Source organism: Conexibacter sp. JCM 18997, assembly GCF_055391915.1.
The window spans coordinates 450,055-476,467 of record NZ_AP043885.1 but is presented as its reverse complement, the minus strand read 5'-3'; the positions used below and the strand labels follow the sequence as shown (position 1 = coordinate 476,467).

The 26,413-nt window shown below is 72.4% G+C and carries 31 protein-coding genes; 18 read left to right on the top strand and 13 right to left on the bottom strand.

The features are described 5' to 3' along the window. Position 1 precedes the first annotated feature (1 nt). On the top strand, positions 2 to 367 hold the full coding sequence (locus ACZ5UI_RS02510; protein ID WP_464193892.1) for a hypothetical protein: 366 nt from the start codon (positions 2 to 4) through the stop codon (positions 365 to 367). Here ACZ5UI_RS02510 and ACZ5UI_RS02505 read toward each other — a convergent pair. From ACZ5UI_RS02505 to ACZ5UI_RS02485, 5 genes are read right to left on the bottom strand one after another with little or no spacing between them, the layout of a single operon-like run. Next, positions 364 to 756: a VOC family protein gene (locus ACZ5UI_RS02505; RefSeq protein ID WP_464193890.1), complete on the bottom strand. Its 393-nt coding sequence runs from the start codon at positions 754 to 756 to the stop codon at positions 364 to 366. The genes ACZ5UI_RS02510 and ACZ5UI_RS02505 overlap by 4 nt on opposite strands. 4 nt (positions 757 to 760) lie before the next feature. Next, a complete protein-coding gene (locus tag ACZ5UI_RS02500) occupies positions 761 to 1,537 on the bottom strand; it encodes a SigB/SigF/SigG family RNA polymerase sigma factor (protein WP_464193888.1) in 777 nt (258 codons plus the stop codon). A gap of 43 nt (positions 1,538 to 1,580) precedes the next feature. Beyond that, a complete protein-coding gene (locus ACZ5UI_RS02495; protein ID WP_464193886.1) occupies positions 1,581 to 1,868 on the bottom strand; it encodes an ATP-dependent Clp protease adaptor ClpS in 288 nt (95 codons plus the stop codon). Positions 1,869 to 1,879: 11 nt separating this feature from the next. Continuing rightward, positions 1,880 to 2,701, bottom strand: coding sequence for an MBL fold metallo-hydrolase (locus tag ACZ5UI_RS02490; protein ID WP_464193884.1), 822 nt, complete (start codon positions 2,699 to 2,701; stop codon positions 1,880 to 1,882). Beyond that, on the bottom strand, positions 2,692 to 3,465 hold the full coding sequence (locus tag ACZ5UI_RS02485; RefSeq protein WP_464193882.1) for a class I SAM-dependent methyltransferase: 774 nt from the start codon (positions 3,463 to 3,465) through the stop codon (positions 2,692 to 2,694). The genes ACZ5UI_RS02490 and ACZ5UI_RS02485 overlap by 10 nt, the downstream gene beginning before the upstream one ends. 24 nt (positions 3,466 to 3,489) lie before the next feature. On the opposite strand from ACZ5UI_RS02485, the gene ACZ5UI_RS02480 reads away from it, so the two are divergent. Genes ACZ5UI_RS02480 through ACZ5UI_RS02470 form a run of 3 tightly spaced genes read left to right on the top strand, consistent with a single transcriptional unit; the run spans position 3,490 to position 6,586 of the window. Next, positions 3,490 to 5,475, top strand: coding sequence for a methylmalonyl-CoA mutase family protein (locus tag ACZ5UI_RS02480; RefSeq protein ID WP_464193880.1), 1,986 nt, complete (start codon positions 3,490 to 3,492; stop codon positions 5,473 to 5,475). Continuing rightward, entirely contained in the window at positions 5,472 to 6,422 is a 951-nt protein-coding gene (locus ACZ5UI_RS02475) for an ArgK/MeaB family GTPase (protein WP_464193878.1), read from the top strand. Before ACZ5UI_RS02480 ends, ACZ5UI_RS02475 begins: the two co-directional genes overlap by 4 nt. Then, the gene (locus tag ACZ5UI_RS02470; protein ID WP_464193876.1) at positions 6,419 to 6,586 is read left to right on the top strand and encodes a hypothetical protein; all 168 of its coding nucleotides are present in this window, start codon (positions 6,419 to 6,421) and stop codon (positions 6,584 to 6,586) included. Before ACZ5UI_RS02475 ends, ACZ5UI_RS02470 begins: the two co-directional genes overlap by 4 nt. A 13-nt stretch (positions 6,587 to 6,599) precedes the next feature. Here the strand turns inward: ACZ5UI_RS02470 and ACZ5UI_RS02465 are convergent, their stop codons facing one another. Further along, positions 6,600 to 6,941: a hypothetical protein gene (locus ACZ5UI_RS02465; protein ID WP_464193874.1), complete on the bottom strand. Its 342-nt coding sequence runs from the start codon at positions 6,939 to 6,941 to the stop codon at positions 6,600 to 6,602. A gap of 254 nt (positions 6,942 to 7,195) precedes the next feature. On the opposite strand from ACZ5UI_RS02465, the gene moaA reads away from it, so the two are divergent. The 8 genes from moaA (at position 7,196) to ACZ5UI_RS02425 (ending at position 15,433) form a co-directional block, all read left to right on the top strand. Next, positions 7,196 to 8,185 carry a GTP 3',8-cyclase MoaA gene (gene moaA / locus ACZ5UI_RS02460; protein WP_464193872.1) on the top strand — a complete coding sequence of 330 codons (990 nt, stop codon included), beginning with the start codon at positions 7,196 to 7,198 and terminating at the stop codon, positions 8,183 to 8,185. Between the two features lie 140 nt (positions 8,186 to 8,325). After that, a complete protein-coding gene (locus ACZ5UI_RS02455) occupies positions 8,326 to 10,074 on the top strand; it encodes a methyl-accepting chemotaxis protein (RefSeq protein ID WP_464193870.1) in 1,749 nt (582 codons plus the stop codon). Positions 10,075 to 10,174: 100 nt separating this feature from the next. Next, positions 10,175 to 10,738, top strand: coding sequence for a hypothetical protein (locus ACZ5UI_RS02450; protein WP_464193868.1), 564 nt, complete (start codon positions 10,175 to 10,177; stop codon positions 10,736 to 10,738). A gap of 2 nt (positions 10,739 to 10,740) precedes the next feature. Continuing rightward, positions 10,741 to 11,439, top strand: a complete 699-nt coding sequence (locus ACZ5UI_RS02445) for an SIMPL domain-containing protein (RefSeq protein ID WP_464193866.1) — start codon at positions 10,741 to 10,743, stop codon at positions 11,437 to 11,439. 59 nt (positions 11,440 to 11,498) lie between these two features. Next, entirely contained in the window at positions 11,499 to 12,449 is a 951-nt protein-coding gene (locus ACZ5UI_RS02440; protein WP_464193864.1) for a hypothetical protein, read from the top strand. Then, positions 12,434 to 13,450: a hypothetical protein gene (locus ACZ5UI_RS02435; RefSeq protein ID WP_464193862.1), complete on the top strand. Its 1,017-nt coding sequence runs from the start codon at positions 12,434 to 12,436 to the stop codon at positions 13,448 to 13,450. The genes ACZ5UI_RS02440 and ACZ5UI_RS02435 overlap by 16 nt, the downstream gene beginning before the upstream one ends. A gap of 154 nt (positions 13,451 to 13,604) precedes the next feature. Further along, positions 13,605 to 14,471 carry a hypothetical protein gene (locus ACZ5UI_RS02430; RefSeq protein ID WP_464193860.1) on the top strand — a complete coding sequence of 289 codons (867 nt, stop codon included), beginning with the start codon at positions 13,605 to 13,607 and terminating at the stop codon, positions 14,469 to 14,471. Positions 14,472 to 14,473: 2 nt separating this feature from the next. Next, entirely contained in the window at positions 14,474 to 15,433 is a 960-nt protein-coding gene (locus ACZ5UI_RS02425; protein WP_464193858.1) for a hypothetical protein, read from the top strand. On the opposite strand, the gene ACZ5UI_RS02420 is transcribed toward ACZ5UI_RS02425, so the two are convergent. Next, positions 15,408 to 16,049, bottom strand: coding sequence for an ATP-dependent Clp protease proteolytic subunit (locus tag ACZ5UI_RS02420; protein ID WP_464193856.1), 642 nt, complete (start codon positions 16,047 to 16,049; stop codon positions 15,408 to 15,410). The two genes, ACZ5UI_RS02425 and ACZ5UI_RS02420, sit on opposite strands and share 26 nt — an antisense overlap. A gap of 24 nt (positions 16,050 to 16,073) precedes the next feature. On the opposite strand from ACZ5UI_RS02420, the gene ACZ5UI_RS02415 reads away from it, so the two are divergent. Together ACZ5UI_RS02415 and ACZ5UI_RS02410 are read left to right on the top strand one after the other, a co-directional pair. Next, the gene (locus tag ACZ5UI_RS02415) at positions 16,074 to 16,427 is read left to right on the top strand and encodes an SRPBCC family protein (protein ID WP_464193854.1); all 354 of its coding nucleotides are present in this window, start codon (positions 16,074 to 16,076) and stop codon (positions 16,425 to 16,427) included. After that, on the top strand, positions 16,424 to 16,777 hold the full coding sequence (locus tag ACZ5UI_RS02410) for an ArsR/SmtB family transcription factor (protein ID WP_464193852.1): 354 nt from the start codon (positions 16,424 to 16,426) through the stop codon (positions 16,775 to 16,777). The genes ACZ5UI_RS02415 and ACZ5UI_RS02410 overlap by 4 nt, the downstream gene beginning before the upstream one ends. On the opposite strand, the gene ACZ5UI_RS02405 is transcribed toward ACZ5UI_RS02410, so the two are convergent. Continuing rightward, positions 16,734 to 18,539, bottom strand: a complete 1,806-nt coding sequence (locus ACZ5UI_RS02405; RefSeq protein WP_464193850.1) for a phosphoenolpyruvate carboxykinase (GTP) — start codon at positions 18,537 to 18,539, stop codon at positions 16,734 to 16,736. The two genes, ACZ5UI_RS02410 and ACZ5UI_RS02405, sit on opposite strands and share 44 nt — an antisense overlap. Positions 18,540 to 18,738: 199 nt before the next feature. Then, positions 18,739 to 19,245: a MaoC family dehydratase gene (locus ACZ5UI_RS02400; protein ID WP_464193848.1), complete on the bottom strand. Its 507-nt coding sequence runs from the start codon at positions 19,243 to 19,245 to the stop codon at positions 18,739 to 18,741. Positions 19,246 to 19,296: 51 nt separating this feature from the next. On the opposite strand from ACZ5UI_RS02400, the gene ACZ5UI_RS02395 reads away from it, so the two are divergent. From ACZ5UI_RS02395 to ACZ5UI_RS02385, 3 genes are all read left to right on the top strand, one after another. Further along, entirely contained in the window at positions 19,297 to 19,959 is a 663-nt protein-coding gene (locus tag ACZ5UI_RS02395) for a TrkA C-terminal domain-containing protein (RefSeq protein ID WP_464193846.1), read from the top strand. A 40-nt stretch (positions 19,960 to 19,999) separates the two neighbouring features. Next, complete coding sequence (locus tag ACZ5UI_RS02390) at positions 20,000 to 21,049, top strand: HpcH/HpaI aldolase/citrate lyase family protein (protein WP_464193844.1); 1,050 nt, start codon at positions 20,000 to 20,002, stop codon at positions 21,047 to 21,049. Between the two features lie 67 nt (positions 21,050 to 21,116). Next, positions 21,117 to 21,455 carry a Na-translocating system protein MpsC family protein gene (locus tag ACZ5UI_RS02385; protein ID WP_464193842.1) on the top strand — a complete coding sequence of 113 codons (339 nt, stop codon included), beginning with the start codon at positions 21,117 to 21,119 and terminating at the stop codon, positions 21,453 to 21,455. Here the strand turns inward: ACZ5UI_RS02385 and ACZ5UI_RS02380 are convergent. Next, positions 21,446 to 22,372: an HpcH/HpaI aldolase/citrate lyase family protein gene (locus ACZ5UI_RS02380; RefSeq protein WP_464193840.1), complete on the bottom strand. Its 927-nt coding sequence runs from the start codon at positions 22,370 to 22,372 to the stop codon at positions 21,446 to 21,448. The two genes, ACZ5UI_RS02385 and ACZ5UI_RS02380, sit on opposite strands and share 10 nt — an antisense overlap. A 75-nt stretch (positions 22,373 to 22,447) precedes the next feature. On the opposite strand from ACZ5UI_RS02380, the gene ACZ5UI_RS02375 reads away from it, so the two are divergent. Beyond that, a complete protein-coding gene (locus tag ACZ5UI_RS02375) occupies positions 22,448 to 23,758 on the top strand; it encodes a hypothetical protein (RefSeq protein WP_464193838.1) in 1,311 nt (436 codons plus the stop codon). On the opposite strand, the gene ACZ5UI_RS02370 is transcribed toward ACZ5UI_RS02375, so the two are convergent. From ACZ5UI_RS02370 to ACZ5UI_RS02360, 3 genes are all read right to left on the bottom strand, one after another. Then, positions 23,742 to 24,884: an aminotransferase class I/II-fold pyridoxal phosphate-dependent enzyme gene (locus ACZ5UI_RS02370; RefSeq protein ID WP_464193836.1), complete on the bottom strand. Its 1,143-nt coding sequence runs from the start codon at positions 24,882 to 24,884 to the stop codon at positions 23,742 to 23,744. The genes ACZ5UI_RS02375 and ACZ5UI_RS02370 overlap by 17 nt on opposite strands. Further along, the gene (locus tag ACZ5UI_RS02365) at positions 24,881 to 25,363 is read right to left on the bottom strand and encodes a hypothetical protein (protein ID WP_464193834.1); all 483 of its coding nucleotides are present in this window, start codon (positions 25,361 to 25,363) and stop codon (positions 24,881 to 24,883) included. The genes ACZ5UI_RS02370 and ACZ5UI_RS02365 overlap by 4 nt, the downstream gene beginning before the upstream one ends. 134 nt (positions 25,364 to 25,497) lie before the next feature. Further along, positions 25,498 to 26,409 carry a glutathione S-transferase family protein gene (locus ACZ5UI_RS02360; protein ID WP_464193832.1) on the bottom strand — a complete coding sequence of 304 codons (912 nt, stop codon included), beginning with the start codon at positions 26,407 to 26,409 and terminating at the stop codon, positions 25,498 to 25,500. Between the last annotated feature and the right edge of the window lie 4 nt (positions 26,410 to 26,413).

The following is a 26,413-nucleotide window of genomic DNA, read 5'->3' as shown; positions in this document are numbered from 1 at the left end:
CATGGCCGGTCCCAGCAAGGGTGGCGTGGTTCACGTCCCCTGGTACGCGACGGGCTTCCGTCACGACGCGTTCGCCGAGGCGCTGTCGGCCTTCGCGCCGATCGTGATGCGCTACGGCGCCACGCACTACGACGTCTATCGCAGCCGCGACGATCGCTACAAGTTCCTGCAGATCGCGTCCTTCGACTCCAAGCTGGAGTGGGAGCGGTTCTGGGGCGGCGAGGAGGCGATCGCCTTCCGCGTCAACCACCAGGGCTGGTACCAGGTGCCGGTGCTGTACGTCTGGCAGGACCGCCTCGTGCACGGCGGCTACCCCGAGGTCACCACGCCGGAGACGGCGCCGGCGACGTCGGACACCGCCGCCTAGCGCAGCGCCTGGCCGACCCCCAGCAGGTTGCCCTCGCTGTCGTGGAACCAGGCAGCGAGTTCGCCGACGCCGCCCTTGCTGGGGTAGTTGCCCTCCACCCGCGCGATGCCGTCCGTGGTCATCGCGTAGTCCTCGAAGACGACGCCGCGCTCACGGAGCGCGGCGACCGTCGCCTCGAGGTCGTCGACGTCGAAGGCCATCTGCGTGTGGGTGCCCGACGGCGCACCCTCGGTGGCGAACAGCGCGAACACCCCGCTGGCGCCCTCGTAGCGCAGGCCGCCCTCGCGCTCCTCGACGGGCTCCAGGCCGAGCTTCTCCGCGTAGAAGCGCCGCGCCCGCTCGAGATCCTGCGCCGGGAGCCGTGTGGCGATCCGGGCGCGGCCGAGCATCGGCTCAGGCGGCGGAGGAGCGCCGCGGCGCGGAGGACTCGATGTCCATGCGCATGCGGGCCAGGGACTGGCGGATCAGGCGCGAGACCTGCATCTGCGAGACGCCGATCAGCTTGGAGATCTCGGTCTGCGTGAGGTCCTCCTCGAAGCGCAGGCGCAGGATCTCGCGGTCGCGGTCGGACAGCACGTCGAGCGCCTCGTCGATCAGCACGCGGATCTCGGCCCGGCCCAGCTCGGGGTCGGCGTCGCCGAGCGACTCGGCCAGCGTGGAGTCCTCCCCCACCGGCTCGTCGAAGCTGCGCGTGCGGTGCGCCTGCGCGGACTGGATCGCGGCCAGCGTGTCCTCCAGCGAGGCCTCGACCGCCTTGGCGATCTCCTCGACGGTGGGCGAGCGGCCGAGCTGGTTGGTCAGCTCGTCGCGGGCGCGGGCGACCTTCAGCTGCAGCTCCTGCGTGCCCCGCGGGACGTGCAGCGCCCAGGTGCGATCGCGGAAGTGGCGCTTGATCTCGCCGAGCACGGTCGGCGTGGCGTAGGAGCTGAAGCGGACCTCACGGCTCAGGTCGAAGCCGTCGATCGCCTTCATGATCCCGATGCAGGCGACCTGGATCAGGTCGTCCAGCGGCTCGCCGCGGTTGGCGTAGCGCCCGGCCAGCGCCCGCGCGAGCGGCAGCATCTCCTCGGCCAGCTGGTCGCGCGCGGCGGTGTCGCCGAACTCGTGGTAGCGGCGCAGCAGCGCACGCTCACGCGCGGCGCGATCCCCGCTCGCGGGTCCAGCTGGCATGTCATCCATCTTGCCCATCCGTGGTGTCAGGTCCGTCCCGCCGTCAACCCTGCTCCAGCGGCGCCATCGTCAGCCCCGCCATGTGCAGCTGCTCCCAGTACAGCTCGGCCAGCTCCTTGTGTCCCGTCCACACGACCGCACGACCAGTGTTGTGGATCCGGTCGGCGATCGCGAATCCCTCCGGCAGGCTCACGCCGGGGATCGTCCGGGCCAGCGTGCCGGCGACGTGGTCGAAGGTGTTGTGGTCGTCGTTGCGCACGATGACCCGCCACGGCGCACCCAGACCGCTGCCGGGTCCGGTCGTGCGTTCTTGTTCGATCGTCTGCGACATCTCCGTGCAGACTACGCCTCTCGCTTGGACCAGTAGCGCTCGAGGCCGAGATAGGCCTGGTCGGTCGGCACGGCCTGGCTGAGCGCCGCGGCGATCGCCTCGGTGCTGCGCGCCTCCACCCACTGGTGGTGTTCAGACACCCACGTCTCGATATCGAGCTCGCGCACCTGCGGGACCCACGTGTCGAACCACAGCCGCAGCTCGGCCAGCTGGCCGGCGACGTCCTCGTGGGCGCCGAAGTGGGTCGGGACGAGGCGGTCGGGCGACCACGACTCGATCAGGTCCAACGAGCCCAGCCAGGCCTCGACGTCGATGTCGGGCGGCGGCGTCGGGCCGATCACCGGGCTGCCGGCGATGCGGGCCCCGGCCGTGTCGCCGGTGAAGGCGCTCCCGGTCGGCTCGTGCAGATAGGACACATGATGGGATGCGTGCCCGGGCGTCCGCGCGATCACGAAGTCGCCCAGGCGCTCGTCGCCGACCACCCGGATGCGGTCCGCCGGAACCGCCTTGAACTCGCCCCACAGGCGCGCCATGTCGTCGCCGTACAGGCGCTCGGCCGAGGCGATCAGCTTCTCGGGCTGCGCCATGTGGCGCGCGCCGCGCTCGTGGACCCACACCTCGACGCCGGGCCAGCGCTCGGCCAGCGTGCCGGTCGCGCCCGCGTGGTCGAGGTGGATGTGCGTGAGCGCGATCACCTTGGGGATCTCGCCGTCGAGCCCCTCCAGCAGCGCGTCCAGGCAGGAGGACGGGCCCGGGTCGATCAGCACCTCGCCGACCAGCCAGGAGCCGATCACCTGCTCGCGGCCGAGGTGGTTGAGGTCGATCAAGCGCATGCGATCACGATGTCCTGGTAGGAGCGGCCGGGCGAGCCTCGCCACTGGCCCGGGTTGATGGAGCGGACGTCGAGGCGCTCGCGCACCCAGCGTTCGTCGAAGGCGACGGCCTCTTCGGGCAGCGTCGGGTCGGCGACGGCCGACTCGGCGTCCGGGTCCTCGGTCGGGAAGGGGATCGTCGTCTGGCCCGCGCGCAGCGCGGCGCGGGACGCGGGATCGAGCAGGAAGAACGTGGCCAGCAGGCGACCGCCGGGGCGCAGGACGCGCAGGCTCTCGGCCAGGTAGTGCTCGGCCTCGGGCGCCTGCAGGTGGGTCACGACGCTGGTCATGACGGCGACGTCGAAGCGGGCGTCGTCGTAGGGGAAGCGGTAGTCGCGCGCCGACGCGGTGCCGGCCGGGTTGTAGCGGGCGTTGTGCAGGTCGGCCAGCGCGAAGTGGAAGCGACCGGCCGGATAGCGCGTGCTGCACCAGGCGATCCCGCGCGGATCCACGTCGAACCCGGCGTAGGTGCCGGTGGTCAGGTAGCCGGCCAGCGGGCGGGCGATGCGCCCGATCCCGCAGCCGATGTCGACGACGTCGCTGTCGGGCGTCAGATCGGCCAGCTCGGTCAGGTGCCCGAGGAACTCGTCGCCGGTCGCGGCGAAGTCTCCGGCGCCGACGAACTGCAGCCGGCGGGGCGGAACAAGCGGATCGTGGTGCCCGCGGACGCGGTCCAGCGCGTCCGCGGCACGGAGCTTGAGGGCGGTGGCAGCGCGACTCGGCACGGGGCTGAACCGTACAATTGACTCATGAGTCACCGTCTGCCGGAGCCGGATCGGCCCTGGATGATGCGCACGTACGCGGGTCATTCCACCGCCGAGAAGTCCAACGAGCTCTACCGGTCCAACCTGGCCAAGGGGCAGACGGGCCTCTCCGTCGCCTTCGACCTGCCCACGCAGACGGGCTACGACGCCGATCACGTGCTGGCCCGCGGCGAGGTCGGCAAGGTCGGCGTCCCGGTCAGCCACCTGGGCGACATGCGCCAGCTGATGGACGGCATCCCGCTGGGCGAGATGAACACGTCGATGACGATCAACGCGACGGCGGCCTGGCTGCTGGCGCTGTACATCGTCGCCGCCGAGGAGCAGGGCGTCGCCGCGGCCGACCTGCAGGGCACGACGCAGAACGACATCGTCAAGGAGTTCCTGGCCCGCGGGACCTACGCGTTCCCGCCCGAGCCGTCCATGCGGCTGATCGCCGACATGATCGCCTACACGGTCACCGAGGTGCCCAAGTGGAACCCGATCAACATCTGCAGCTACCACCTGCAGGAGGCGGGCGCCACGCCGGTCCAGGAGATCGCCTACGCGATGGCCAACGCGATCGGCGTGCTCGACGCCGCCCGTGAGCGTGTCCCCGAGGACCAGATGGGCAAGGTCTTCGCCCGCATCTCCTTCTTCGTCAACGCCGGCGTGCGCTTCATCGAGGAGCACGCCAAGCTGCGCGCCATGTCGATCCTGTGGGAGGAGATCGGCCGCGAGCGCTACGGCGTCGAGGATCCCAAGCACCTGCGCTTCCGCTACGGCGTCCAGGTCAACTCGCTGGGCCTGACCGAGCAGCAGCCCGAGAACAACGTGCAGCGCATCGTGCTCGAGGCCCTGGCCGTCACGCTGGGCCGCGACGCCCGCGCCCGGGCCGTGCAGCTGCCGGCCTGGAACGAGGCGCTGGGCCTGCCCCGCTCCTGGGATCAGCAGTGGTCGCTGCGCATCCAGCAGGTGCTGGCCTTCGAGACCGACCTGCTCGAGTACCCCGACATCTTCGAGGGCTCGGTCGTGATGGACGGCCTGGTGGCCGAGCTGCTCGAGGGCGCCCGGGCCGAGCTGGCCATCGTCGGCGAGCACGGCGGCGCGGTCGAGGCGGTCGCCTACATGAAGGGCGCGCTGGTCGACTCCCACCGCGAGCGCATCAAGCGCATCGAGAACGGCGAGCAGATCGTCGTCGGCATCAACAAGTACGTCGACACCGAGCCCTCCCCGCTGGCCGCCGGCGAGGACGGCGGCATCCTGACCGTGGACCCCGGGGTCGAGCAGCACGCCAAGGAGGCGCTGGAGCGCTGGAAGGCCGAGCGCGACAGCGAGGCCGTGCAGGCCGCGCTGGCCGAGCTGGCGCGGGTGGCCGCCGACGAGTCGCAGAACATCATGGAGGCGACGATCGCCGCGGCTCGCGCGGGCGCGACGACCGGCGAGTGGGCGCAGGCCCTGCGCGACGCCTTTGGCGAGTACCGCGGCCCGACCGGCGTCGGTGAGGCCACGGCCGGGGTGGTGTCCGTGGAGCTCGACGAGGTGCGCGAGGACGTCGAGGAGCTCTCCGAGCAGCTCGGGCGCACGCTGAAGATCCTCGTCGGCAAGCCCGGCCTGGACGGGCACTCCAACGGCGCCGAGCAGATCGCGGTGCGCGCGCGCGACGCGGGCATGGACGTCGTCTACGACGGCATCCGCCTGACCCCCGTGCAGATCGCCAAGTCCTCGCTGGACGAGGGCGTGCACGTGATCGGCCTGTCGATCCTGTCGGGCTCGCACCGCGAGCTGATCCCCGCGGTGATGGACGCGCTGCGCGACGCCGGCGTCGACGTGCCGGTCGTGGTCGGCGGGATCATCCCCGACGCCGACGTGGCCGAGCTGAAGGCGGCCGGCGTGGCCCGCGTCTACACGCCCAAGGACTTCGACCTGACCCGGATCATGGCCGACATCGTCGCGCTCGTCGCGGAGCGCAACGGGGTCGTCGCCCCCGCGTGAGCGAGGACCTCGCCGCGCGGCTGCGCGACGGCGATCTGTCCGCCGCGCCCGCGGTGCTGAACCTGGTGGAGAACCGCTCGCCCACGCGGCGGGCGGAGATCGCCGACCTGCTGCGCGGCGTCTCCCCCGCGGCGCTGGGCGGTGAGGCGGCCGGGCACGTCGTCGGCATCACCGGACCGCCGGGCGCGGGCAAGTCGACGCTGCTGAGCGCGCTGGTGGCGCAGTGGCGCGCGCGCGGCCAGTCGGTGGCCGTGCTGGCCGTGGATCCGTCGTCCAAGCGCTCGGGCGGCGCGCTCCTGGGCGACCGCGCCCGGATCGTCCACGACCCCGAGGACCGGGCGATCTTCATCCGCTCGACGGCGGCGGGAACGCGGCTGGGCGGGCTGGCGCCGTCGACGCGCGCGGCCGCTTCCGCGCTGGCGACGGCGTTCGACGTCGTGGTCATCGAGACGGTCGGCGTGGGCCAGTCGGAGACCGAGGTGGCCGAGGTGGCCGACACCGTCGCGGTGATCGTGCAGCCCGGCTCCGGCGACGCGCTGCAGTTCCTCAAGAGCGGGATCATGGAGGTGCCCGACGTCCTGGTCGTGACCAAGGCGGACCTCGGCGTGGTGGCGCTGCGCGCGCGGCGGGATCTGTCGGCCGCGCTGCGGTCGCTGGGCGCTCGCGCGACGCCGGTGGTGAGCGTCTCCTCGGTGGCCCCCGTCGCCGGGATCGTCGAGCTCGCCGACGCTCTGGCCGCGCACCGCGCGGAGCTGGACGTGGCCGAGCGGCGGGTGGGCGCGCGCCGGGCGGGCGCGCTGGCCGACTTCCTGGCCGAACGGGGTGACGCGGGGCTGCGGGCGCTCGGCGGGCGGCGCGCCGGGTTGCGGCTGCTGGGCGAGCAGGATCCGGCGGCCGACATCCCTACGCTTCTGTCCGTGCTCGAGCGCCAGGCCGACGCCCCGTGACCCTCGACCGCTGGTACGGCCAGCTGGCGTTGCTCGTCGTCGCGTTCATCGTGCCGACGCTCGTGGCGCTGGTCTTCGGCGCCGCCAACCTCGGCACCGCGGCCACGTTCGGCGAGCTCGGCTTCGCCGCGACGTTCATGTGGCTGATCGTTCGCGGCAGGTAGCCGCGCGCCGGCGTCAGACCGCGTGCGACCCGCTCAGCGGCGGGCTGAAGCGAAAGCGGCAGTGCCGGCACACGCGGGCCGAGTGCAGCACGGTCTCGGCGCAGTCCGGGCAGACCTTCGTGGACGGCCCCTCGCCGTCGACCATCTGCAGCGGGCCGGGCGCGACGGCGTCGTAGCGGAAGCCCACCGGCAGGGACGGGGCCGGCGGCGCGGGCGGGCGCAGCTCGGACACGGTCGCCGGCTCGCCCTCCTCGGCCTCGGGCACCTCCAGGCGCCGGGCCACGAACGCCGCGGCGGAGCCCAGGGCGAGCAGCAGCGGCAGCAGGATCGCGGCGAGATAGGCGACGCCGAGCATGACGAACGAGGATTCGCCACGGACGCCGGAATTCCTCGCGACCATGAGTTGACAGGGCGCCAACCGGACGAACGTTGGATGGCCGGATCGCCGGCCAGTGCCGACACTGCTCCCATGAACTCGCTTTCTTCGCTGCGGGGCGTTGACGGGGCACTCATGCTGTTCGTGGTCGCGGTGGTCGTCGCGATCGCGCTCGGCGCCGTCGGCGTCCTGTAGTCGCTTCGCCGCCACCCAGCATCTAGGGTGTGTCCCAGATGGCACGCGCTCAGCTGATCGATGGACATGGCCGCCGGATCGGTGATGTGCGCATCTCGGTCACCGACCGGTGCAACTTCCGCTGCCAGTACTGCATGCCCGCCGAGGGCCTGACCTGGCTGGACCGCGACGACGTCCTCACGTTCGAGGAGATCGCCCGGGTCGTGGGGCTGCTGGCCGAGATGGGCGTGCGCGACCTGCGCCTGACCGGCGGCGAGCCGCTGGTCCGCCGCCACTTCCCCACGCTGGTCTCGATGCTCGCCCCCTTGGTCGACGACCTGGCCATCACCACCAACGGCTACCTGCTGGAGCGCGACGCCGCCGCGCTGGTCGACGCCGGCGCGACGCGCTTCAACGTGAGCATCGACTCGCTGCAGCGCGACCGCTTCTTCCAGATGACCCGCCGCGACGCGCTGGAGCGCGTCCTGCGCGGCCTCGAGGCGCTGGCCGCGTTCCCGCAGGCGCACCCGATCAAGGTCAACGCGGTCGCCATGCGCGGCTTCACCGAGGACGAGGCGATCCCGTTCGCCCGCTTCGCCCGCGAGCACCCCTACGAGGTCCGCTTCATCGAGTTCATGCCGCTGGACGCCGGCCACACCTGGACACCCGACATGGTCCTCACCGGCGACGAGATCCGCGCCGCCATCCACGCCGTCTACCCCCTGGAAGCCGAGCCGCGCGAACCGCACGCCACCGCCCGCGTCTACCGCTTCGCCGACGGCCAGGGCCGCATCGGGTTCATCAACCCCGTCAGCGAACCGTTCTGCGGCGATTGCGACCGCATCCGCATCACCGCCGAGGGCAAGCTGCGGACCTGCCTCTTCAGCCACAACGAGACCGACCTGCGCGGCCCCATCCGGGCCGGCGCCGACGACGACGAGCTCGAGCAGATCATCCGATCGGCGGTCTGGCGCAAGGAGCTCAAGCACCAGGTGAACGAGCCCGGCTTCATCCAGCCGGATCGTCCGATGAGCGCAATCGGCGGCTAGCGCACCCGCGCCATTGGCGAAACACCGCTGTCCGACTTGCTCAAGGCGGATAGCGCGAAGGCGACAAACGAGAGCACCATCCACCGAAACCCACGGAAGCGTTCTCACCAGTGCGCCTGCTTTCTCAGCTTCGCCTGGGCGTGCGTCTTGGAGCCGCGTTCGCCCTCGTCATCGCCCTACTGGCCGTCATCGCGGTCGTCGCGCTCACGTCGGTCGGCTCTCTGAAGAAGGACGTCACCAGCCTCGGCAGCGGCGCCGACCAGGACGCGGCCGCCGCCGCGACGTCGATCGAGTCCAACATGCAGGACGAGGGCCACAACGTCGCTCGGCACCTGTACGTCTTCGACGGTGCGCTCAAGGAGCAGGACGCCGTCAGCAAGGAGATCACGCGGCTGCAGAAGGACATCTCCACCGATCTGCGCACGCTCGACGGCTGGGCCGAGACGCCCGCCGCCAAGGCCGCCGTGCAGACGGCGGTCGCCCGCAACGCCGACTTCTCCAAGCTCGTCAACACGACGATCGCCACGTCGCGCCAGGAGACCGTCGACGAGGCCGAGGAGCGCGACGGGTCGCGCACCCCCTACCTGGAGACGATCCTCCCCTCGCTGCCCAAGCTCGAGGACTCCTTCGAGCAGGTCCAGACGGCCGTCACCGCCCAGACCGAGGCGAAGGTCGCCGCGGCCACGTCGGCCGCCGACAGCGACCAGCGCACGATCCTGATCATCGGGATCGCCGCCGCCCTGATCGGCCTCGCCGCCGCGCTGCTGGTCACCCGGTCGGTGACCCGCCCGGTCGGCCTCGTCGGAGCCCGCCTGCGCGAGCTCAGCGACGGCGGCCTGCAGGAGCTCGACGGGGGCCTGAAGGCCCTCGCCGCCGGCGACCTGACCGTGCCCGCCGCCTCGAACACCGAGCCGATTAACAGCACGGCCGGTGACGAGCTGGGCGAGCTGTCGCGCACGTTCGACGAGATGCTCGGCCGCGCGTCCGGCGCGATCACCTCCTACGACCAGACGCGCGCCGAGCTGAGCACGCTGATCGGGCAGGTGTCGCACTCGGCCTCGTCGGTCAGCTCGGCGTCGCAGCAGATGGCGTCGACCTCGGAAGAGGCCGGCCGCGCGGTGGCCGAGATCGCCGGGGCGATCACCGAGGTCGCCCAGGGCGCCACGCAGCAGGTCCAGGCCGTCGAGACGACGCGCGGGATCGCCGAGGAGACCGAGCGCGTCGCCCGCGACGCCAGCGGCATCGCCGCCGAGGGCTCGGCGGCGTCCACCGAGGCGACCGAGGCGATGGCCGCGGTGCGCGACTCGACCGAGCAGGTCACGTCGGCGATCCGCTCGCTGGCCGACAAGTCCGACGAGATCGGCGGCATCGTGTCGACGATCGGCGGCATCGCCGAGCAGACCAACCTGCTGGCGCTCAACGCGGCCATCGAGGCCGCCCGCGCCGGCGACCAGGGCCGCGGCTTCGCGGTCGTCGCCGAAGAGGTGCGCAAGCTGGCCGAGGAGTCCCAGGCGGCCGCCGGCACGATCTCGAACCTGATCGAGCAGATCCAGGGCGAGACGAGCCGCACGGTCGAGCTGGTCGAGGACGCGGCGGCCCGCTCGCAGGCCGGCGCCGAGGTCGTGGGCACCGCCCGCGACGCCTTCGACCGCATCAGCCTGGCCGTGGCCGACGTCAGCGATCGCATCGCCGCGATCGCCGCGTCGACCAACGACGTGGCCAGCGTGGCCGAGCAGTCGTCGGCCTCCGCCGAGCAGGTCTCGGCCTCGACCGAGCAGACCAGCGCGTCGACGCAGCAGATCGCCGCCAGCGCGCAGGACCTGGCCCGCACGGCCGAGGAGCTGGAGCACCTGGTCCAGCAGTTCCGTCTGCAGGCCGTCTCGGCCTGATCGACCGCAACCGGGCACGGGCGTGTGATGACACGCCCGTGCCCGGCGTAGTACGGGCATGACCACACGCTCACGCCCAGGCCGGGCCTATGCTCTGACCATGGATTCGGTCGACACCAAGTCGTGGCTGCGCTGCTACCGGTGCTGGTCCCAGGACCTCGAGGTCCAGGTCCACTACGAGGGCATCCACAAGATCGACCCCGTGACCGGTGAGCGCGCCGACGTCGTCGACGAGCTGCAGGAGGCCGTCGTGCAGTGCCTGGACTGCATGCACGACCAGCCCCACCTCGGGTTCCTCAACGGTCGCGTCGAGCCCATCGAGGACCGCTGGGAGCGGATGATCGCCGGCACGCCGTGGGTCGCTTCGGTGACCGTCACCGTCGACGCCGACGACGTCGAGACCTGCAGCGGCCCCGAGGCGGGCGACGCGCTCTCCTACGCCGCCTTCGGCGACCACGGCACGCGCGAGTTCTTCACCCACGTGCGCTTCCACAAGCACGAGGACGACACGCGCATCACCGTCCACCTGCTGGTCGAGCTGTACGCGCGCTCGCTGGACGAGGCGACCGAGGTGCTCGAGGAGGCCGCCCGCGGCATCCTGGCGATCACCTCGCTGGCCGAGGAGTCGCGCCCGCCGGCCGCCACGTCCGACGACCGGCACTGACCATGCTCCGTCGAACGCTGCCCCTCCTGGCCGTCGCCGCGGCCCTGGTCGTCCCTGCCGCCGCCCAGGCCGCCGATCCCCCCACGCTGGCCGTCGTCGGCCAGGGCACGGCCTTCGTCACGCCCGACACCGCCGACATCTCGGCCTCCGTCGAGAAGACCACGACGAGCGCCGCCGCGTCGCGCGAGGACGTCGCCCGCCGCACCAACGACCTGCTGGCCGCGCTGGATCGCCTCGGCGTGAACCGCGCGGACATCACCACGACCAGCGTGGGCGTCTCGCGCCAGACCTTCAAGAAGCGCCCGAAGGTCCGCTTCGTCGCGCGCTCGTCGCTGTCGATCCACCTGACCGACGCCACCCAGGCCGGCCCGGTGCTGGACGCGCTGACCGCGGCCGGCGCCGACAACGTCGACGGGCCGAACTTCGGCTTCTCCAACCCATCGGCCGGACAGGCCGAGGCCGAGGCGGCCGCGTTGGCCGACGCCCGCGCCCGGGCCGACGCCGCCGCCGCGGCGGTCGGGCTGCGCGTGATCGGCGTGCAGGCCATCGACCTCGATCCCGGCCAGGGACTCAGCCCCGTGGCCCGCGAGAGCGCCGCCGCCGCCCCGCAGGCGACGGCCGACGCGAGCACCCCGACGCCCGTGCAGAACGGTCGCCAGCAGGTGTCCACGTCGGTCGCGGTCGTCTACCTGCTGGGCTGAGCGGGCTCGACCCCGGTCAGGCCCGCATGTGAACTGAGGCAGCGGGGTACCGCGACGCCATGCGCCCCGCTGCCGCCGTCACCGCCGTGCTCGCCGTCTCCTGCCTGGCGGCATGCGGCAGCGACGAGCCCGCCCTGTCCGGCGCCCTGGATTCCGTCAGCCCGGGACCGGCCGCGGAGCGGTCCTTCGCCTGGAGCGACGTCGGCGCCATCCGCGATCAGGCCGGCGACCTCCCGTCGGGGGACTTCAGCGACGACGCGCTGCGCCGCTGGCTGACGCCGCTGAGCGTCGGCGCGCCGCTGCTGGCCAAGCTCACGCCCGAGACGCGCGAGGCCGCCGGGCTGGACCCGTACGACATCGGCGCGGCGACGACCCTGGGTGGCGGGGACGCGGGCTTCGCCCTGCGCCTGGACGACGCGAACGTCTCGGTGCTCCACTCGGAGGTGGCCAAGCAGACCGACGGGGAGACGGAGCTGGGCGACCGGTACGTGCTCGAGCTGGGCCCGGACACGGAGGCCCCCGCCCGGCTCGACCCCGACCTGCGCTACGCCTACATCCACGACGAGAGCGCCGCGCTGGCCACCGACGCGCAAGCGCTGGGCCAGATCCTCGGCGACGGCGAGACCACGCTGGCCGACCGGGCCGGCTACGCGGCGGCGGCCGAGTGCCTGGGCGACGTCGTGTCGGCCACGATCCTGCCCGCGGCCGGGCTGAGCGTGCGGGATGCGGACCTGGTGGCCACCGGCACCCGCGGCGGTGACAACCCCACCGACGTGCTCTGTGCGATCGGCGACGAGGCGCAGGCCGCACAGGCGGCGGACGCGCTGCGGGCCACGCTCCAGGCCGAGGGCGCTGATCTGTACGAGGGCTTCGACATCGAGATCGACGAGGGCGGCAGCGGCGACGCGGCCTTCGCCCGCGCGGTCGTCACCATCTCCGAGTTCGAGCCGCTCGGCGTGACCACCGAGGCGCTGACCAAGGGGCTGGTGAGCCGGTGGCTGGCCGGCTGACCGCGGCGGCGCTCACCGCCGCGCTCGGACTGGCCGCAGCGGGCTGCGGAGGCGACGACGGCGGCGGCTCCGGCCGCCTGTCCGACGCGCTGGACTCCGTCAGCGCCGGCCCCGCCACCGAGCGCTCGTTCGCCTGGAGCGACATCGCGGCCATCCGGGAGCTGGCCGACCTCCCCGACGATCCGACCCAGGACATGGACGCCCTGCGGCACTGGCAGACGCCGCTGGGCACGGGCGCCTCGCTCATCGCGCCGGGCGCGATCTCCCTCCGGGACGCCGTCGGGCTCGACCTCTACGGCGCCGACCAGGCGATCACGATCGGGCAGGACGACCAGGGCAACGCGATCCGCATGGACGGCGTGGACGGCGCGGCCGTCGCCGACGGCGTGCGCAAGGCCGGCGCCACCGCGAGCCGGGCGGGCGAGCACGAGGTGCTCGACTTCGGCCCGGTGGACCTCGGCTCCGACGACCCCGCGGTGTTCCTCCCCTTCATGCGGCTGCCGCTGGTCCTCGCCGAGGACGAGACCGTCGTGTTGGCCAGCGACGCGCGGGCGCTCGAGGACGCCTTGGGCGAGGGCCAGGACCCGCTGGTCGACCAGGCCGCCTACGCGGCCGCCGCCGACTGCCTGGGCGACGTCGTGTCGGCCACGATCTCCCCCGCGAGCGGGATCGGCGTCAGCAGCGTCCGGTACGTGGCCACCGGCGTGCGCGGCGGCGACGATCCCGTCGAGCTGCTGTGCGCGATCGGCGACGAGGGCCAGGCCGACGCGGCGGCGCAGACGCTGCGCGACGCGCTCGCCCCCGGGGCCCGCGACATGGTCACCGGCCAGACGATGGACGAGCTGATCGCCGGCGCGGACGTCGAGACCGGCGGCGACGGCGACGCGCAGTGGGCGCGGGCGACGATCACCCCACTGGCCGACCAGCCGCTGGGGTTCGTGATGGAGGCCCTCCGGCGCAGCAGCGTCGCCACGTGGCTGGGCGGCGAGCCGCGAGGGTGATCGGCTCGTGAGGGGCCGCCGCCACGGCGGCCGCCCGATCCGACGGAGGTGCTCTGCCTGGTCGGCGGCGCGGAATCGTGGCCGAGGGCATCGACCCCTGGCTGTCGGGCTGATCGGGGCTTGCGCCGACGCGCCAACGGGTACCTCGGCGCTCGTGCGCAAGACATCAGCGGTCCTGGTCGCGGTGCTCGCCTTCGGCGTGTCCGCCTGTGGAGATTCCGGCGGCGGCAGCTCCGGCGGGCTGCCCGACGCCCTGGACGCCGTCAGCGCCGGCGCCGCCTCCGAGCAGTCCTTCGCCTACACCGACGTCGCGGCGCTGCGCGAGGAGACCGACCTGCCCACGCCGGGCGAGGGTGGGGGCGACGACTTCCTGCGCTGGAGCGTCCCGGCCACGATGGGCGCGCCCCTGCTGACCCAGCGCGTGGTCATGACCCGCGACGGCTCGGGCGTGGACCTCTTCTCCGCCGACCGGTTCATCACCATCGGCACCGGCAACGGGGCCACGCGCATCGACGGCTTCGAGGGCGACAGCGAGGCGCTGACCCGGCTGATGGACGCCTCCTCGGCGCAGGACGGCACGATCGTGGTGGCGGCCACCGAGGAGGCCCGCGACGAGGCGCTCGGCCAGGGCGGCGACAAGCTCAGCAGCCGCGCCGAGTACGCCTCCGCGGCCAACTGCCTGGGCGACGCCCTGGCCGCGATGATCCTGCCCGCCCGGTCGGCCGGTGCTCCGCCGGAGGCCGGCGACGTGATCGCCATCGGCGTGCGCGGCGGCGACGACCCCGCCGACGTCCTGTGCGTGGTCGGCGACGCCGATCAGGCCAAGCGCGCCGACACGAAGCTGCGCGACGCGCTGGACGGCGAGGACGAGTTCGCCGACGCGGAGTTCGACACGGGCGACAGCAACGACCGCGACTGGGCCCGGGTCGTGGTCACGCCCGCGGCGGACGGCCGGCTCGGCGCCTTCTACCGGTCGGCGCTCGCGCAGCTGCGGCTGCGCAGCTGGCTGGGCGACGAGTAGCGGTGCGGCGCCGCCTCGCGCTGATCGCCACGGCCGTGGCCGTGACGTCCGTCGCGGCCTGCGGCGACGACGACGGCGGCGGGTCCGGCCGGCTCTCCGACGCCCTGGACGCCGTGTCGGTCGGTCCGTCGACGGAGCGCTACTTCGCCTGGAGCGATGTGGCGGCGATCCGCGCGGTGGCCACCGACGACGGGCTGACCCGCCGGTGGGCGATCCCGCTGGCCGCGGGCGCGCCGCAGCTGGTCCAGGGCTTCGTCACCCTCGAGGCGTCGATCGGCCTGGACACGATCGGCGCCGACCAGGTGACCACCATCGGCCTGGGCACCGAGGGCAGCGCCTCGCGGGTCGACGGGGTCGACGCCGCGCGCGTGCAGACGGCCACGACCAAGCTCGGCGCCGAAGCGACCAGCGCGGGCGGACGCGACGTGCTGCGGCTCCCGTCCGACGGCGACAGCGAGGCGCTGGCCCCGTTGACGCCGAACACGCTGCTGCTGGCCGATGACGAGACCGTCGCCGTGGCCACGAGCGAGCGCGCGCTGGCCGACGTCCTCGGCGACGGCCAGGACGACTTGGGCGCCCGCGACGAGTACGCCGCGGGCGCCGGCTGCCTCGGCGACGTCGTGTCCGCGTCGCTGCTGCCCGCCAGCGGCGCGCGCACCGACATCGTGCAGCTGGTGGCCGTCGGCGTGCGCGGCGGCGAGGACCCCCGCGAGGTGCTCTGCCTGGTCGGCGACGAGGCCCAGGCCCAGGCGGGCGAGGAGGCGCTGCGCGCCCACCTCGACGGCGACGCCGTCTCGGCGGTGACCCGCCGGCCACTGGCCGACGAGCTGGCCGGCGTCGAGATCGACTCCGGCGAGGCCAACGGCCGCAGCTACGCGCGTGCCGTCATCACGCCGCAGCCCGACGGGCCGCTGGGCTTCGTCAACCAGCTGCTGGTCAAGGGCGAGCTCGCCCGTTGGTGACGGTGTCGATCAGGCCGTAGTCCTTGGCCTCGTCGGCGGTGAAGAAGCGGTCGCGCTCCATGTCGTCGTGCACCTGCTCGGTCGACTGCCCGGTGTGCTGGGCGAAGATCTCGTCCAGCCGGGCGCGCAGCGCCAGCGCCTCGCGGGCATGGATCTCGATGTCGGTCGACTGGCCCTGGAAGCCGCCCGAGGGCTGGTGGATGAGGATCCGCCCGTTGGGCAGCGACGCGCGCTTGCCGGGCGCGCCGCCGGTCAGCACGAGCGCCCCGGCCGACATGGCGATCCCGCAGCAGATCGTCGCCACGTCGGGCTTGATGAACTGCATCGTGTCGTAGATGGCCAGGCCCGCGTAGACCACCCCGCCCGGCGAGTTGACGTACAGCTGGATGTCCTTCTCGGGGTCCTCGGCCTCGAGGTGCAGCAGCTGAGCCACGATCAGGTTGGCCACCTGGTCGTCGATCGGCGTGCCCAGGAACACCACGCGCTCGTTGAGCAGGCGGCTGAAGATGTCGAACGAGCGCTCGCCCCGAGCGTCCTGCTTGACGACCATCGGGACGGTGAGCGCACGGGGGGTCGCCTGCGGCACCCCTAGGTGCGCAACTGTTTGGTTGCTCATATGCCTCACGGTATCATGCAACCCATGAGTTGCATCAAGGAGGTCGTCCTGCCCGTCGACGCCGAGCAGGCGTGGGACGCGGTGACCGAGCCCGACGCGCTCGAGGCGTGGCTGGCCGACGAGGTCGAGCTGGACCTGCGCGAGGGCGGCGAGGCCACCTTCGTGCTGCCCGGCGGCGAGCGCCGGCAGGCGATCGTCGAAGAGGTCCGCGCCGGCGAGGGCTGGTCGTTCTGGTGGTGGACCGACGACGCGCCGGGCTCGCGCGTGACCTTCGAACTGGCCCCGGCCGTCGGCGGCACGCGCGTCCGCGTCACGGAGTCGCCCGTCGGCCCGTGGGCCAGCGCCGCGTCGCGGACGCCGATGCTCGCCGGCGCATGACCGAAGCCGACGTCGACGCGGTGTTCGCCGCGCTGGCCGACGCGACGCGCCGTCAGGTGCTGACCGAGATCGACCGCCGCGGCGGCGCCACCGCGACCGAGCTGGCCGGCGATCTGCCGGTCACCCGCCAGGCGGTCAGCAAGCACCTCGGGGTGCTGGCCGACGCGCGCCTGGTCGACGCGCGCCGCACCGGGCGGGAGCTGCGCTACCGCGTCACCCCCGAGCCCCTCTCGGAGGCGATCGGGTGGATGACGCGGGTGGGCGGCGAATGGGACGAGCGGCTGGCCCGTCTCCAACGCCTGGTGGCTAGGCCCCCAGGCGCTGCTCCAGCGCCGCCATCTGGTCCTTGATCTCCTGCGGGAGGTTGGGGAAGCGGGCCAGGTGCTCCCGTGTCTGCGGGATCTCCTGACGCATGGCCTCCAGGTCGGGCGTCAGCACCTCGTGCAGCGCCTCGGGCGTGATGTCCAGGCCGGAGATGTCCAGGTCGCCGTCGGCGGGCACGAGCCCGATCGGGGTCTTGACCGCGTCGACCGCGCCCTCGCAGCGCCGGAAGACCCAGGCCAGCACGCGCGAGTTGTCGCCGAAGCCGGGCCACAGGAACGAGCCGTCGTCGCCCTTGCGGAACCAGTTGACGTAGAAGATCCGCGGCAGCTTGTCGCTGTCGCCCTGGACCCCGATGTCCAGCCAGTGCTGGAAGTACTTCGCCATGTCGTAGCCGCAGAACGGCAGCATCGCGAACGGGTCGAAGCGCAGCTGGCCGACCGTGCCGAACGCGGCGGCGGTCTGCTCGGAGCTCATCGTCGCGCCCAGGAACACCGCGTGCTCCCAGTCGAACGCCTCGCGCACGAGCGGCACCGCGGTCGCGCGGCGACCGCCGAACAGGAACGCGTCGATCGGAACGCCGGCCGGGTTCTCCCAGTCGGAGGCCATCGACGGCACCTGCGCCGCCGGCACCGTGAAGCGGGCGTTGGGGTGCGCGGCCGGATGGTCGGCCTCGGGCGTCCAGTCGTCGCCGTGCCAGTCCAGCGCGTGCGCCGGCTTCTCCTTCGTCATCCCCTCCCACCACACGTCACCGTCGTCGGTCAGCGCGCAGTTGGTGTAGATGGCGTTGGACTCCAGCGCGGCCATCGCGTTGGGGGTGTTGCTGTAGCCGGTGCCCGGCGCCACGCCGAAGAACCCGTACTCGGGGTTGATCGCGTAGAGGCGGCCGTCCTCGCCGAACTTCATCCAGGAGATGTCGTCGCCGATCGTCTCGACCTTCCAGCCCTCGATGGTCGGGACCATCAGCGCCAGGTTGGTCTTGCCGCAGGCGCTGGGGAACGCGCCGGTGACGTGCTTGACGACGCCTTCGGGCGAGGTGAGCTTGAGGATGAGCATGTGCTCGGCCATCCAGCCCTCGTCGCGCGCCATGATCGAGGCGATGCGCAGGGCCAGGCACTTCTTGCCCAGCAGCGCGTTGCCGCCGTAGCCCGAGCCGTAGGACCAGATCTCGCGGGTCTCGGGGTAGTGGACGATGTACTTGACCGTCGCGTTCGTGGGCCAGGGCACGTCGGCCTCGCCGTCGGCCAGCGGGGCGCCGACCGAGTGCACGCAGGGCACGAAGCTGCCGTCGGAGCCGAGCTGGTCCAGCGCCTTCTGGCCCATGCGGGTCATGATCCGCATCGAGACGACGACGTAGGGCGAGTCGGTGACCTGCACGCCGATCTGCGACTTGTCGGAGCCCAGCGGACCCATCGAGAAGGGCACGACGTACATGGTGCGACCGGTCATCGCGCCGGTGAACAGCTCGCCCATCGTGTCGCGCATCTCCGCCGGCGCGCGCCAGTTGTTCGTCGGGCCGGCGTCCGCCTCGTCCTCGGAGCAGATGTACGTTCGGTCCTCGACACGGGCGACGTCGCTGGGATCAGACCAGGCCAGGTAGGAGTTGGGGCGCTTGGCGTCGGCCAGGCGCTTGAACGTCCCGGCGTCGACGAGCTGCTGACACAGGCGGTCGTACTCCTCGCCCGTTCCGTCACACCAGTGGATCTGGTCAGGCTGGGTGAGCTGTGCAATCTCCTCAACCCAGTTGAGCAGTTTGCGATGGGACGTCGGGACAGCGGTCTCGGTGCTCACGATGGAGTCTGCTCCTCGTTGCCTGCGAATGCCAAAGGAGGCTGGCTCGCGCCGCCTCCGGATTCGCGGACCATAGCGACCAATCGGGCTGCCCGTGCCGCCTTGGTCACAGCTTTCCCCCCATTGGGGGGCCGAGGTCGGATACACTCGGTCTGGTGGATCCACGGACCACCGGTGTGGCCCGTGGATCGGCTGCTCCCTACGCGCCGGGTGTCTTGCGCGGGACGAGCACCAGCCGCTTGAACTCCGCGACCAGCACGCCGTCCTGGTTGAACACGCGGGTGTGAACCTTGACGGTCCCGCGGTCGGGCTTGGACTGCGACTCGCGCTTCTCCAGCACCTCGGTCTCCGCGAACAGCGTGTCGCCGTGGAAGACCGGCGCGGGATGCGACAGCGCCTCGGTCGACAGGTTGGCGATCGCCTTGCCCGACACGTCGGAGACGCTCATGCCCAGCGCGAGCGAGTAGACGTACGGCCCGACGACCACGTTGCGGCCCTGCTGGCTCTGACCCGCGTACACGTCGTTGATGTGCAACGGGTGGTGGTTCATGGTGATCAGGCAGAACAGATGGTCGTCGCCCTCGGTCACCGTCTTGGCGGGCCAGTGCTGGTAGACGTCGCCCACCTCGAACTCCTCGAGGTAGCGGCCGTAGGGATGGGCGCCGGTGGCCTCGCGCGCCCGCTGGTCTGTTGTGAACTCGGTCATCGCCACACATAGTGCCCGGTTTCGCCCGGAGGCCCGAGTAGCGTCCGCGCCGTGACCGGCGTCATCGTCATCCTGGCGGCCATCCTCGTCCTCGGCCTGACCCTGCGGGTGGGCACGGTCGCCCTGACCCTGACGGGCGTCTCGCTCGACGTGGCGCGCTTCCAGGTCCGTTCGGCGTTCTTCGGCGCGGGCTTCACCACGTCGGAGACCGAGACGGTCATGAACCACCCGGTCCGCCGGCGGATCGTGCAGTGGCTGATCGTCTGGGGGGCGATCGGCCTGACCGGCATCGTCGGCTCGTCCGTGCTCACGTTGACCCGGCAGGAGGACGGCGTCCTGCTGCCGATCGCCACGCTCCTGGGCGGGTTCCTCCTGATCTACGCCCTGTTCGCGATCCGCCCGGTCGATCGTCTCGTGCAGCGAGTCATCGAGCGCATGCTGCGGCGCTACACCGACCTCGACACGCAGGACTACCGCTCGCTGCTGCGCCTGTCGGGCGACTACGCGATCCGCCAGTTCGACATCCGCCCCGGGGGGCGGCTCGAGGGGCATTCGATCGCCGAGCTCCTCCCCCAGGCCCGGCACCTCGTCCTCCTGGGCGTCGAGCATCCCGACGGCTCCTACGTCGGCGTCCCGCCCGCGGACACGGTGCTGCGGGCCGGCGACCGGCTCACGGTCTACGGGCACGACGAGACGCTCAAGCCACTCGGCTAACGTCCGGCGCCGACCGATCGATCAGGAGAGCTGACCCGCCGTGCGCAACCCCCGCGACTTCTTCAAGTCCCTCGCCATCGACGCTCCGGACCCGCTCCGCGAGATCCCGTTCCGGCCGTCGCGGATGATCCACTTCCTGGACTTCTCCAACGAGAAGATGGTGGCCAAGGTCCCCGACATCGCGCCGTCGGTGGACATCCTGCTCGGCAACCTCGAGGACGCGATCTCCGTCGATCGCAAGGAGGCCGCGCGCGAGGGTCTGATCAAGGTCGGTCGCGAGATCGACATGGGCGACACGCAGCTGTGGACGCGCGTCAACAGCCTCGAGTCGCCCTGGGTGCTGGACGACCTGACCCAGCTCGTCGGCGAGATCGGCCACAAGCTCGACGTCGTGATGATCCCCAAGGTCGAGGGCCCCTGGGACATCCACTACGTCGACCGCCTGCTCGCGCAGCTGGAGGCCAAGGCCAAGCTCGACCGCCCGATCCTCGTGCACGCGATCCTCGAGACCGCCCAGGGTGTGGCCAACGTCGAGGAGATCGCCACCGCGTCGCCGCGCATGCAGGGCATCAGCCTCGGCCCCGCCGATCTGGCCGCCTCGCGGCGCATGAAGACCACGCGCGTCGGCGGCGGCCACCCCGGCTACCGCGTGATCGAGGACCCCGATCCCAACGATCCCGAGGCCCCGCGCGCGTCGGCCCAGCAGGACCCGTGGCACTACACGATCGCCCGCATGGTCGACGCCTGCGCCGCCGCCGGGATCCTCCCCTTCTACGGCCCGTTCGGCGACATCCGCGACCTGGAGGGCTGCGAGGCGCAGTTCCGGGCCGCGTTCCTGCTCGGCTGCGTGGGCACCTGGTCGCTGCACCCGGCCCAGATCGACATCGCCAAGAAGGTCTTCTCGCCCGATCCCGACGAGGTGAAGTTCGCCAAGAAGGTCATCGAGGCGATCCCCGACGGGCGCGGCGTGCACATGATCGACGGCAAGATGCAGGACGACGCGACCTGGAAGCAGTGCCGCGTGATGGTCGATCTGGCCGAGATGCTCGCCCGCAAGGACCCGGCGCTGGCCGAGGCCTACGAGCTCTAGCTCGGGGTATCCTTCCCCGCCTATGGCGACGGGATCGGAACGGACCTCCTCAGATCCGCTGGGCGCGATGCGCGCCTCGGTCTCGACCGGGATCGTGCAGGCGATGGCCAGGCTCTACGGCCGCGGGCCGACGAAGGCCAAGACGTACTTCAACGACGACTACGTGTTCTGCGTGCTCGAAGGCGGCCTGACGCCCAACGAGGAGCGCCTCGTCGCCGAGGGCGAGGAGCGCCTCGTGCGCCAGTACCGCCTGCGCTTCCAGGAGGTCGTGGCCGACGAGCTGACCGGGGTCGTCGAGCAGGCCACCGGCCGGACCGTGCTGACCTACCACAGCCAGGTCGTCTTCCGGCCCGCCCGCCTGTTCGAGATCTTCCTGCTCGACGGCCCGCCCGGCGCTCAGCTGTAGCCCGCGGCGCGACCGGCGACGGCGATCCGCAGGGCCATCTTGCGGTTGGCCTCGTCGATCATCTCGCCTTCGAACATGGCCGCGCCCCGGCCCTCGCCGGTCGTCGCCTGCTCGTAGACCTCGAGCATCGCCTCGGCCCGCTCCCACTGCTCGCGCGTCGGGGTGAAGGTCTCGTTGACGACCTCGATCTGCGACGGGTGGATGGTCCACTTGCCGTCCAGGCCGAGCGCGCGGGCCAGGCGCGCCCGGGCGCGCAGGCCCTCCTCGTCCTTGAACGCGCCGTACGGGCCGTCGATGGCCAGGATCCCGGCCGCGCGGGCGGCCACCACGAGGCGGCTGTAGAGGTAGTTGAGGTGGTCGCCGGGATAGTGGTCGGGCGTCCCGCCGATCGTGGTGATCGGGATGCCGATCGCCGCGCTGTAGTCACCGGGGCCGAAGATCAGCGTCTCCATCCGCGGTGAGGCGGCGGCGATCGCCTCGCAGGCCACCAGGCCGGTGGCGTCCTCGATCTGCGCCTCGATGCCGATCGCCCCGACCTCGAAGCCCTTGGCCAGCTCGATCTGGGTCAGCAGCTTGTCGGTCATCTCGATGTCGCCGGGCGTGCGCACCTTGGGCAGCATCACCGCGTCGAGCTTGTCGCCGGCGGCCTCGACCACGTCGATCAGGTCGCGGTAGTAGTACGGCGTGTCGGTGCCGTTGACGCGGAACACGACCGCCTTGTCGCCGAAGTCGATGTCGCGCAGCGCGGCGATCACCTGCGCTCTGGCCGACTCCTTCTGGTCGGGCGCGACGGAGTCCTCCAGGTCCAGGAAGATCTGGTCGGCGGGGAGCTCTGCGGCCTTGGCGATGAACCGCTCGCTGGACCCCGGAACGGAGTGGCAGCTGCGGCGTGGACGGATCGTGCGCGTACTCGACATTGCCGGCGATCCTGCCACACGACCGGCCTGATGAGCGGCCGCGCGCCACGCCGGGCCGCCGGTTAGGGTCGCCCGATGCGCCTGCTGATCGTCGCTGCCGCCCTCGGACTGCTGGTCGCCGAGCCCGCCGCCGGGGCCCAGACGTTCGACGCCGGGCAGGCGCAGGCCGGGCCCGCGCTGACCGCCGGCGGCGTCGCCTGGGCCGCGGCCGACGCCCGCGGCAGCGTCCTGCGCACGCGCGCGGCGACCGGTCCCACGCTGGACCGCGTCGTGCTCAAGGGCTCGACTTACGCCGACGGCTTCTACGGCGTCAACAGCTACTTCGGCGACCTGTCCGCGCACGGCGACGAGCTGGCCTACACCGTCTCCACGCGCGACAGCGCGGCCAGCAAGTACGACGGCGGCGACGGCCAGACGAACTCGTCGGCCTACCGGCTGGCGCCCGGCGGCACGCCGCAGTCGCTGCGCAGCTGCGGGTACCTGGCGGGCGACGCCGGCGTGGGCATCGGCGACGGCTTCACGATCCTGCGCAACTGCCTGACCACCACGGCGTTCGACCCCGCGCAGCCGGGCTCGACGGTCTCGATCGACGCCACGAACGTCGGGCTGGGCAGCGTCGTCGCGGCGGCCGGCGCCTACGCGGCCTGGCAGAACGGCAGCAGCGTCCTGGTGGCCCAGCCGGGCGTGTCGACGGCGCCGATCGGCACCGTCTCGGCCGGCGGCGGCTGGGCGCTGGACAGCAGCGGCGCGCTGGTCACGGCCGCCTCCGGCGTTGGCACGACCATGCTGGCCGTGACGCCCCCCGGCGGCACGTCGACGGTGATCGGCGACGAGCCGGGCGGCGTGATCGGTCTCGCGGCCGGCGGCGGCACGATCGCCTACGCGACGCAGGGTCAGGGCGGTGCGCAGACGATCGTCGTGCGCCAGGGTGCGGTCCGAACCGAGCTCGCCCACATCTGGGCCGCGGGCGGATCGGTCTCCACCGACGGCACGCGCGTGGCCTGGTTCTCCGCGCGCTGCGGCGGAACCGATCTGACCGTGGCGACGATCGGCGAGCCGACGATCGATCAGCGCGTCGCGCCGTGCGCGCCCGTGGTGGCGCCGACCGGCGGGCTGCAGCGCACGCGGATCGGGCTGAACCTGTCGTGCGATCGCGGCGTCGCGCCGGGCCCGTGCCTGGTCGACGTGACCGTGCGCCTGCGCGGCCGCGTGATCGCCACCGCCAGCCGCGACGTCAGCCAGAACGGCGCGCTCACGCTGCGGCTCAACGCCGCGGGCCGGCGGGCGGTGCGCGGTCGGCAGCGGACCACGGTGCGCGTCACGGCGGCGCGGCCCGCGGGCGGCGCGACCGGCACGACGCGCGCCACGGTCAGGCTGAAGCGCTAGTCGCCCAGCGGGTCAGGCGGTCGATCGCGTCGTCGAGCACGGCGTCGCGTTTGCAGAAGGCGAAGCGCAACAGCGGCCGGGTCTCACCCAGCGGGTCGGCGACGAAGGCCGAGACCGGGATGGCCACGACGCCTGCCTCGTGGGGCAGGCGCAGGCACAGGGCCTGGGCGTCGGGGTGGCCGAGCGCGGTCGCGTCGGCGCACACGAAGTAGGTGCCCTGGCTGGGCAGGACGGTGAAGCCCGCGGCGGTCAGGCCGGTGGCCAGCCGTTCGTGCTTGGCCCGCAGCGCGTCGGCCAGCGCCTGGGGCAGCAGGTCGCCGGCGTCCAGGGCGGCCGCGGTGGCGTGCTGCAGCGGCGTGCCGCCGGAGAACGAGACGAACTGCTTGACCGAGCGGACCGCGCGGACGAGGTCGGCCGGACCGCTGGCCCAGCCGACCTTCCAGCCGGTGAACGAGTACGTCTTGCCCACGCTGGAGATCGTCAGCGTGCGCTGCGCCATGCCGGGCAGCGTGGCCAGCGGGATGTGCTCACCGGTGAGCGCCAGATGCTCGTAGACCTCGTCGGTGACGGCGATCAGGTCGTGATCGATGCAGATCGCGGCGACCGCCTCGAGCTCGTCGCGGTCCAGGACGCGGCCGGTCGGGTTGTGCGGGCTGTTGAGCAGCAGCACCCTGGTGCGCGGCGTCACGGCGGCGCGCAGCTCGTCGGGATCCAGCCGCCAGGTCGGCGGGTGCAGCGCCACGCGCGTGAAGCTGGCGCCGGCCAGGGCGGTGATCGGCGCGTAGGAGTCGTACACCGGCTCCAGCGCGATCAGGTCGTCGCCGGGCTTCAGCAGGCCGAGGATCGCGCAGGCCAGCGCCTCGGTCGCCCCGAACGTGACCTGCACGTCCTCGACCTCCAGGCCGTAGCGGCGGTGCTGATGGGCGCGCACCGCGTCGACCAGCGGCCGCACGCCGGCCAGCGGCGCGTACTGGTTCTGCGTGCCCGACCGCAGCGCGGCGACCGCCGCGTCGACGACCTCCGCCGGGCCGTCCTCGTCGGGAAAGCCCTGGCCCAGGTTGATCGCGCCGGTCTCCTCGGCCAGCGCGGTCATCGTCGTGAAGATCGTGGTCGCGGGCGCGCTCATCCGTATTCGACGCCGGGCTCGCCCTCGAGGGCGGCGCCGTCCAGGAGAACGTACTCCGGCGTCGGGCCGAGGGTCATCTGGCGCTGCCACACCGAGCGCCCGGGCAGGCGCGCCTCGTAGGCGTCGTAGGGCACGCCGGCCGGCTTGGTGCGCCAGGCGGCGTGCGTGATGCCGTGCAGCTCCGCGGTGCCGCGCTTGAGCGCGTAGACGCCGGCGATGCCCCAGCGCGCGTGCGCGGCGGCCGCGTCGTGCGGCGCCTGGCGCGGCCCGCTGACCGCGCGCTCGTTCAGCGCGCCCAGGCCGGCCCAGTCCTCGACCAGGTACCAGTCCTCGTAGCCGTCCAGCCCGCCCATCCAGGGCAGGCCACCGACCCGATGCCACGTCGACTCGACGCCGATCACGTCGTGGAACGCGGTCAATCGAGCCTCGTAGTCGTGTGTGCCCGGCGCCGGCCGGTGCCAGAAGACGTAGGCGAGCACGGCGGGCAGACTACGCGCCTGCGGTCGGTCTCGAAGGCGGCGCGGCTCTTGTGAGAGGCCAAGACGGCGGCCAGCGCGGCGACCGGGTCCAGATTGGCGATTTTGGGGCGCTGGGCGCCCGCTTCTCGCCGCGGTTACGAATCTCCGCGGCCGTGGGGCGCGGTCCAGTCCATGTCCAGCGGGCCCAGCGGGATGATGCGCGAGGGGTTCAGCATGTCGTGGGTGGTGTAGTAGTGGCGCTTGATCTCGTCCATGCGGACGGTCTCGGCCACACCCGGCAGCTGGTAGACGGAGCGCGCGTAGGGCCACAGGTTCGCGTACTCGATCAGCCGGTGGCCGTTGCACTTGAAGTGCGTGTGGTAGACGTCGTCGAAGCGCACGAGCGTGGTGAACAGGCGGATGTCGGCGAGCGTCAGCCGGTCGCCGGCCAGGTAGTGCCGCTCGCCCAGGCGCGCGTCGAGCTCGGCCAGCGTGGCGAACAACCCCTGGAAGGCCTCGTCGTAGGCGGCCTGGGAGCCGGAAAACCCGGCCCGGTAGACGCCGTTGTTGACGTTGTCGTAGACCGTCTCGTTGACCGCGTCGATCTCGGCCCGCAGCTCGGGCGGCTCGAGGTCGTCCCCGGCGGTGCCCCAGGCGTTGAGCATCCGGATCACCTCGGCCGACTCGTTGTTGACGATCCGACCCTCCTGGCGATCCCACAGGACCGGCACGCTCCAGCGTCCGTCGAACGACGGATCCGTCGCCGCGTAGGCCTCCGAGAGCAGCGCGAAGCCGTTGACCGAGTCGACGTACTCGCCGCCGGTGAAGGCCCAGCCGCTCGCGTCGCGGTAGGGATCGACGACCGAGACGCCGACCACGTCCTCCAGGCCGCGCAGCGCGCGCACGATCAGCGTGCGGTGCGCCCACGGGCAGGCGTAGGACACGTACAGGTGATGCCGCCCGGGCGTTGTCGCGTCGACCCACTCGCGAAAGGCGCTGTCCTGGCGTTGGAAGCTGCCGTCCGAGTCGCTGGACTCGCGGCCGAGGCTGAAGGCGGAAGGGCTCATAGTT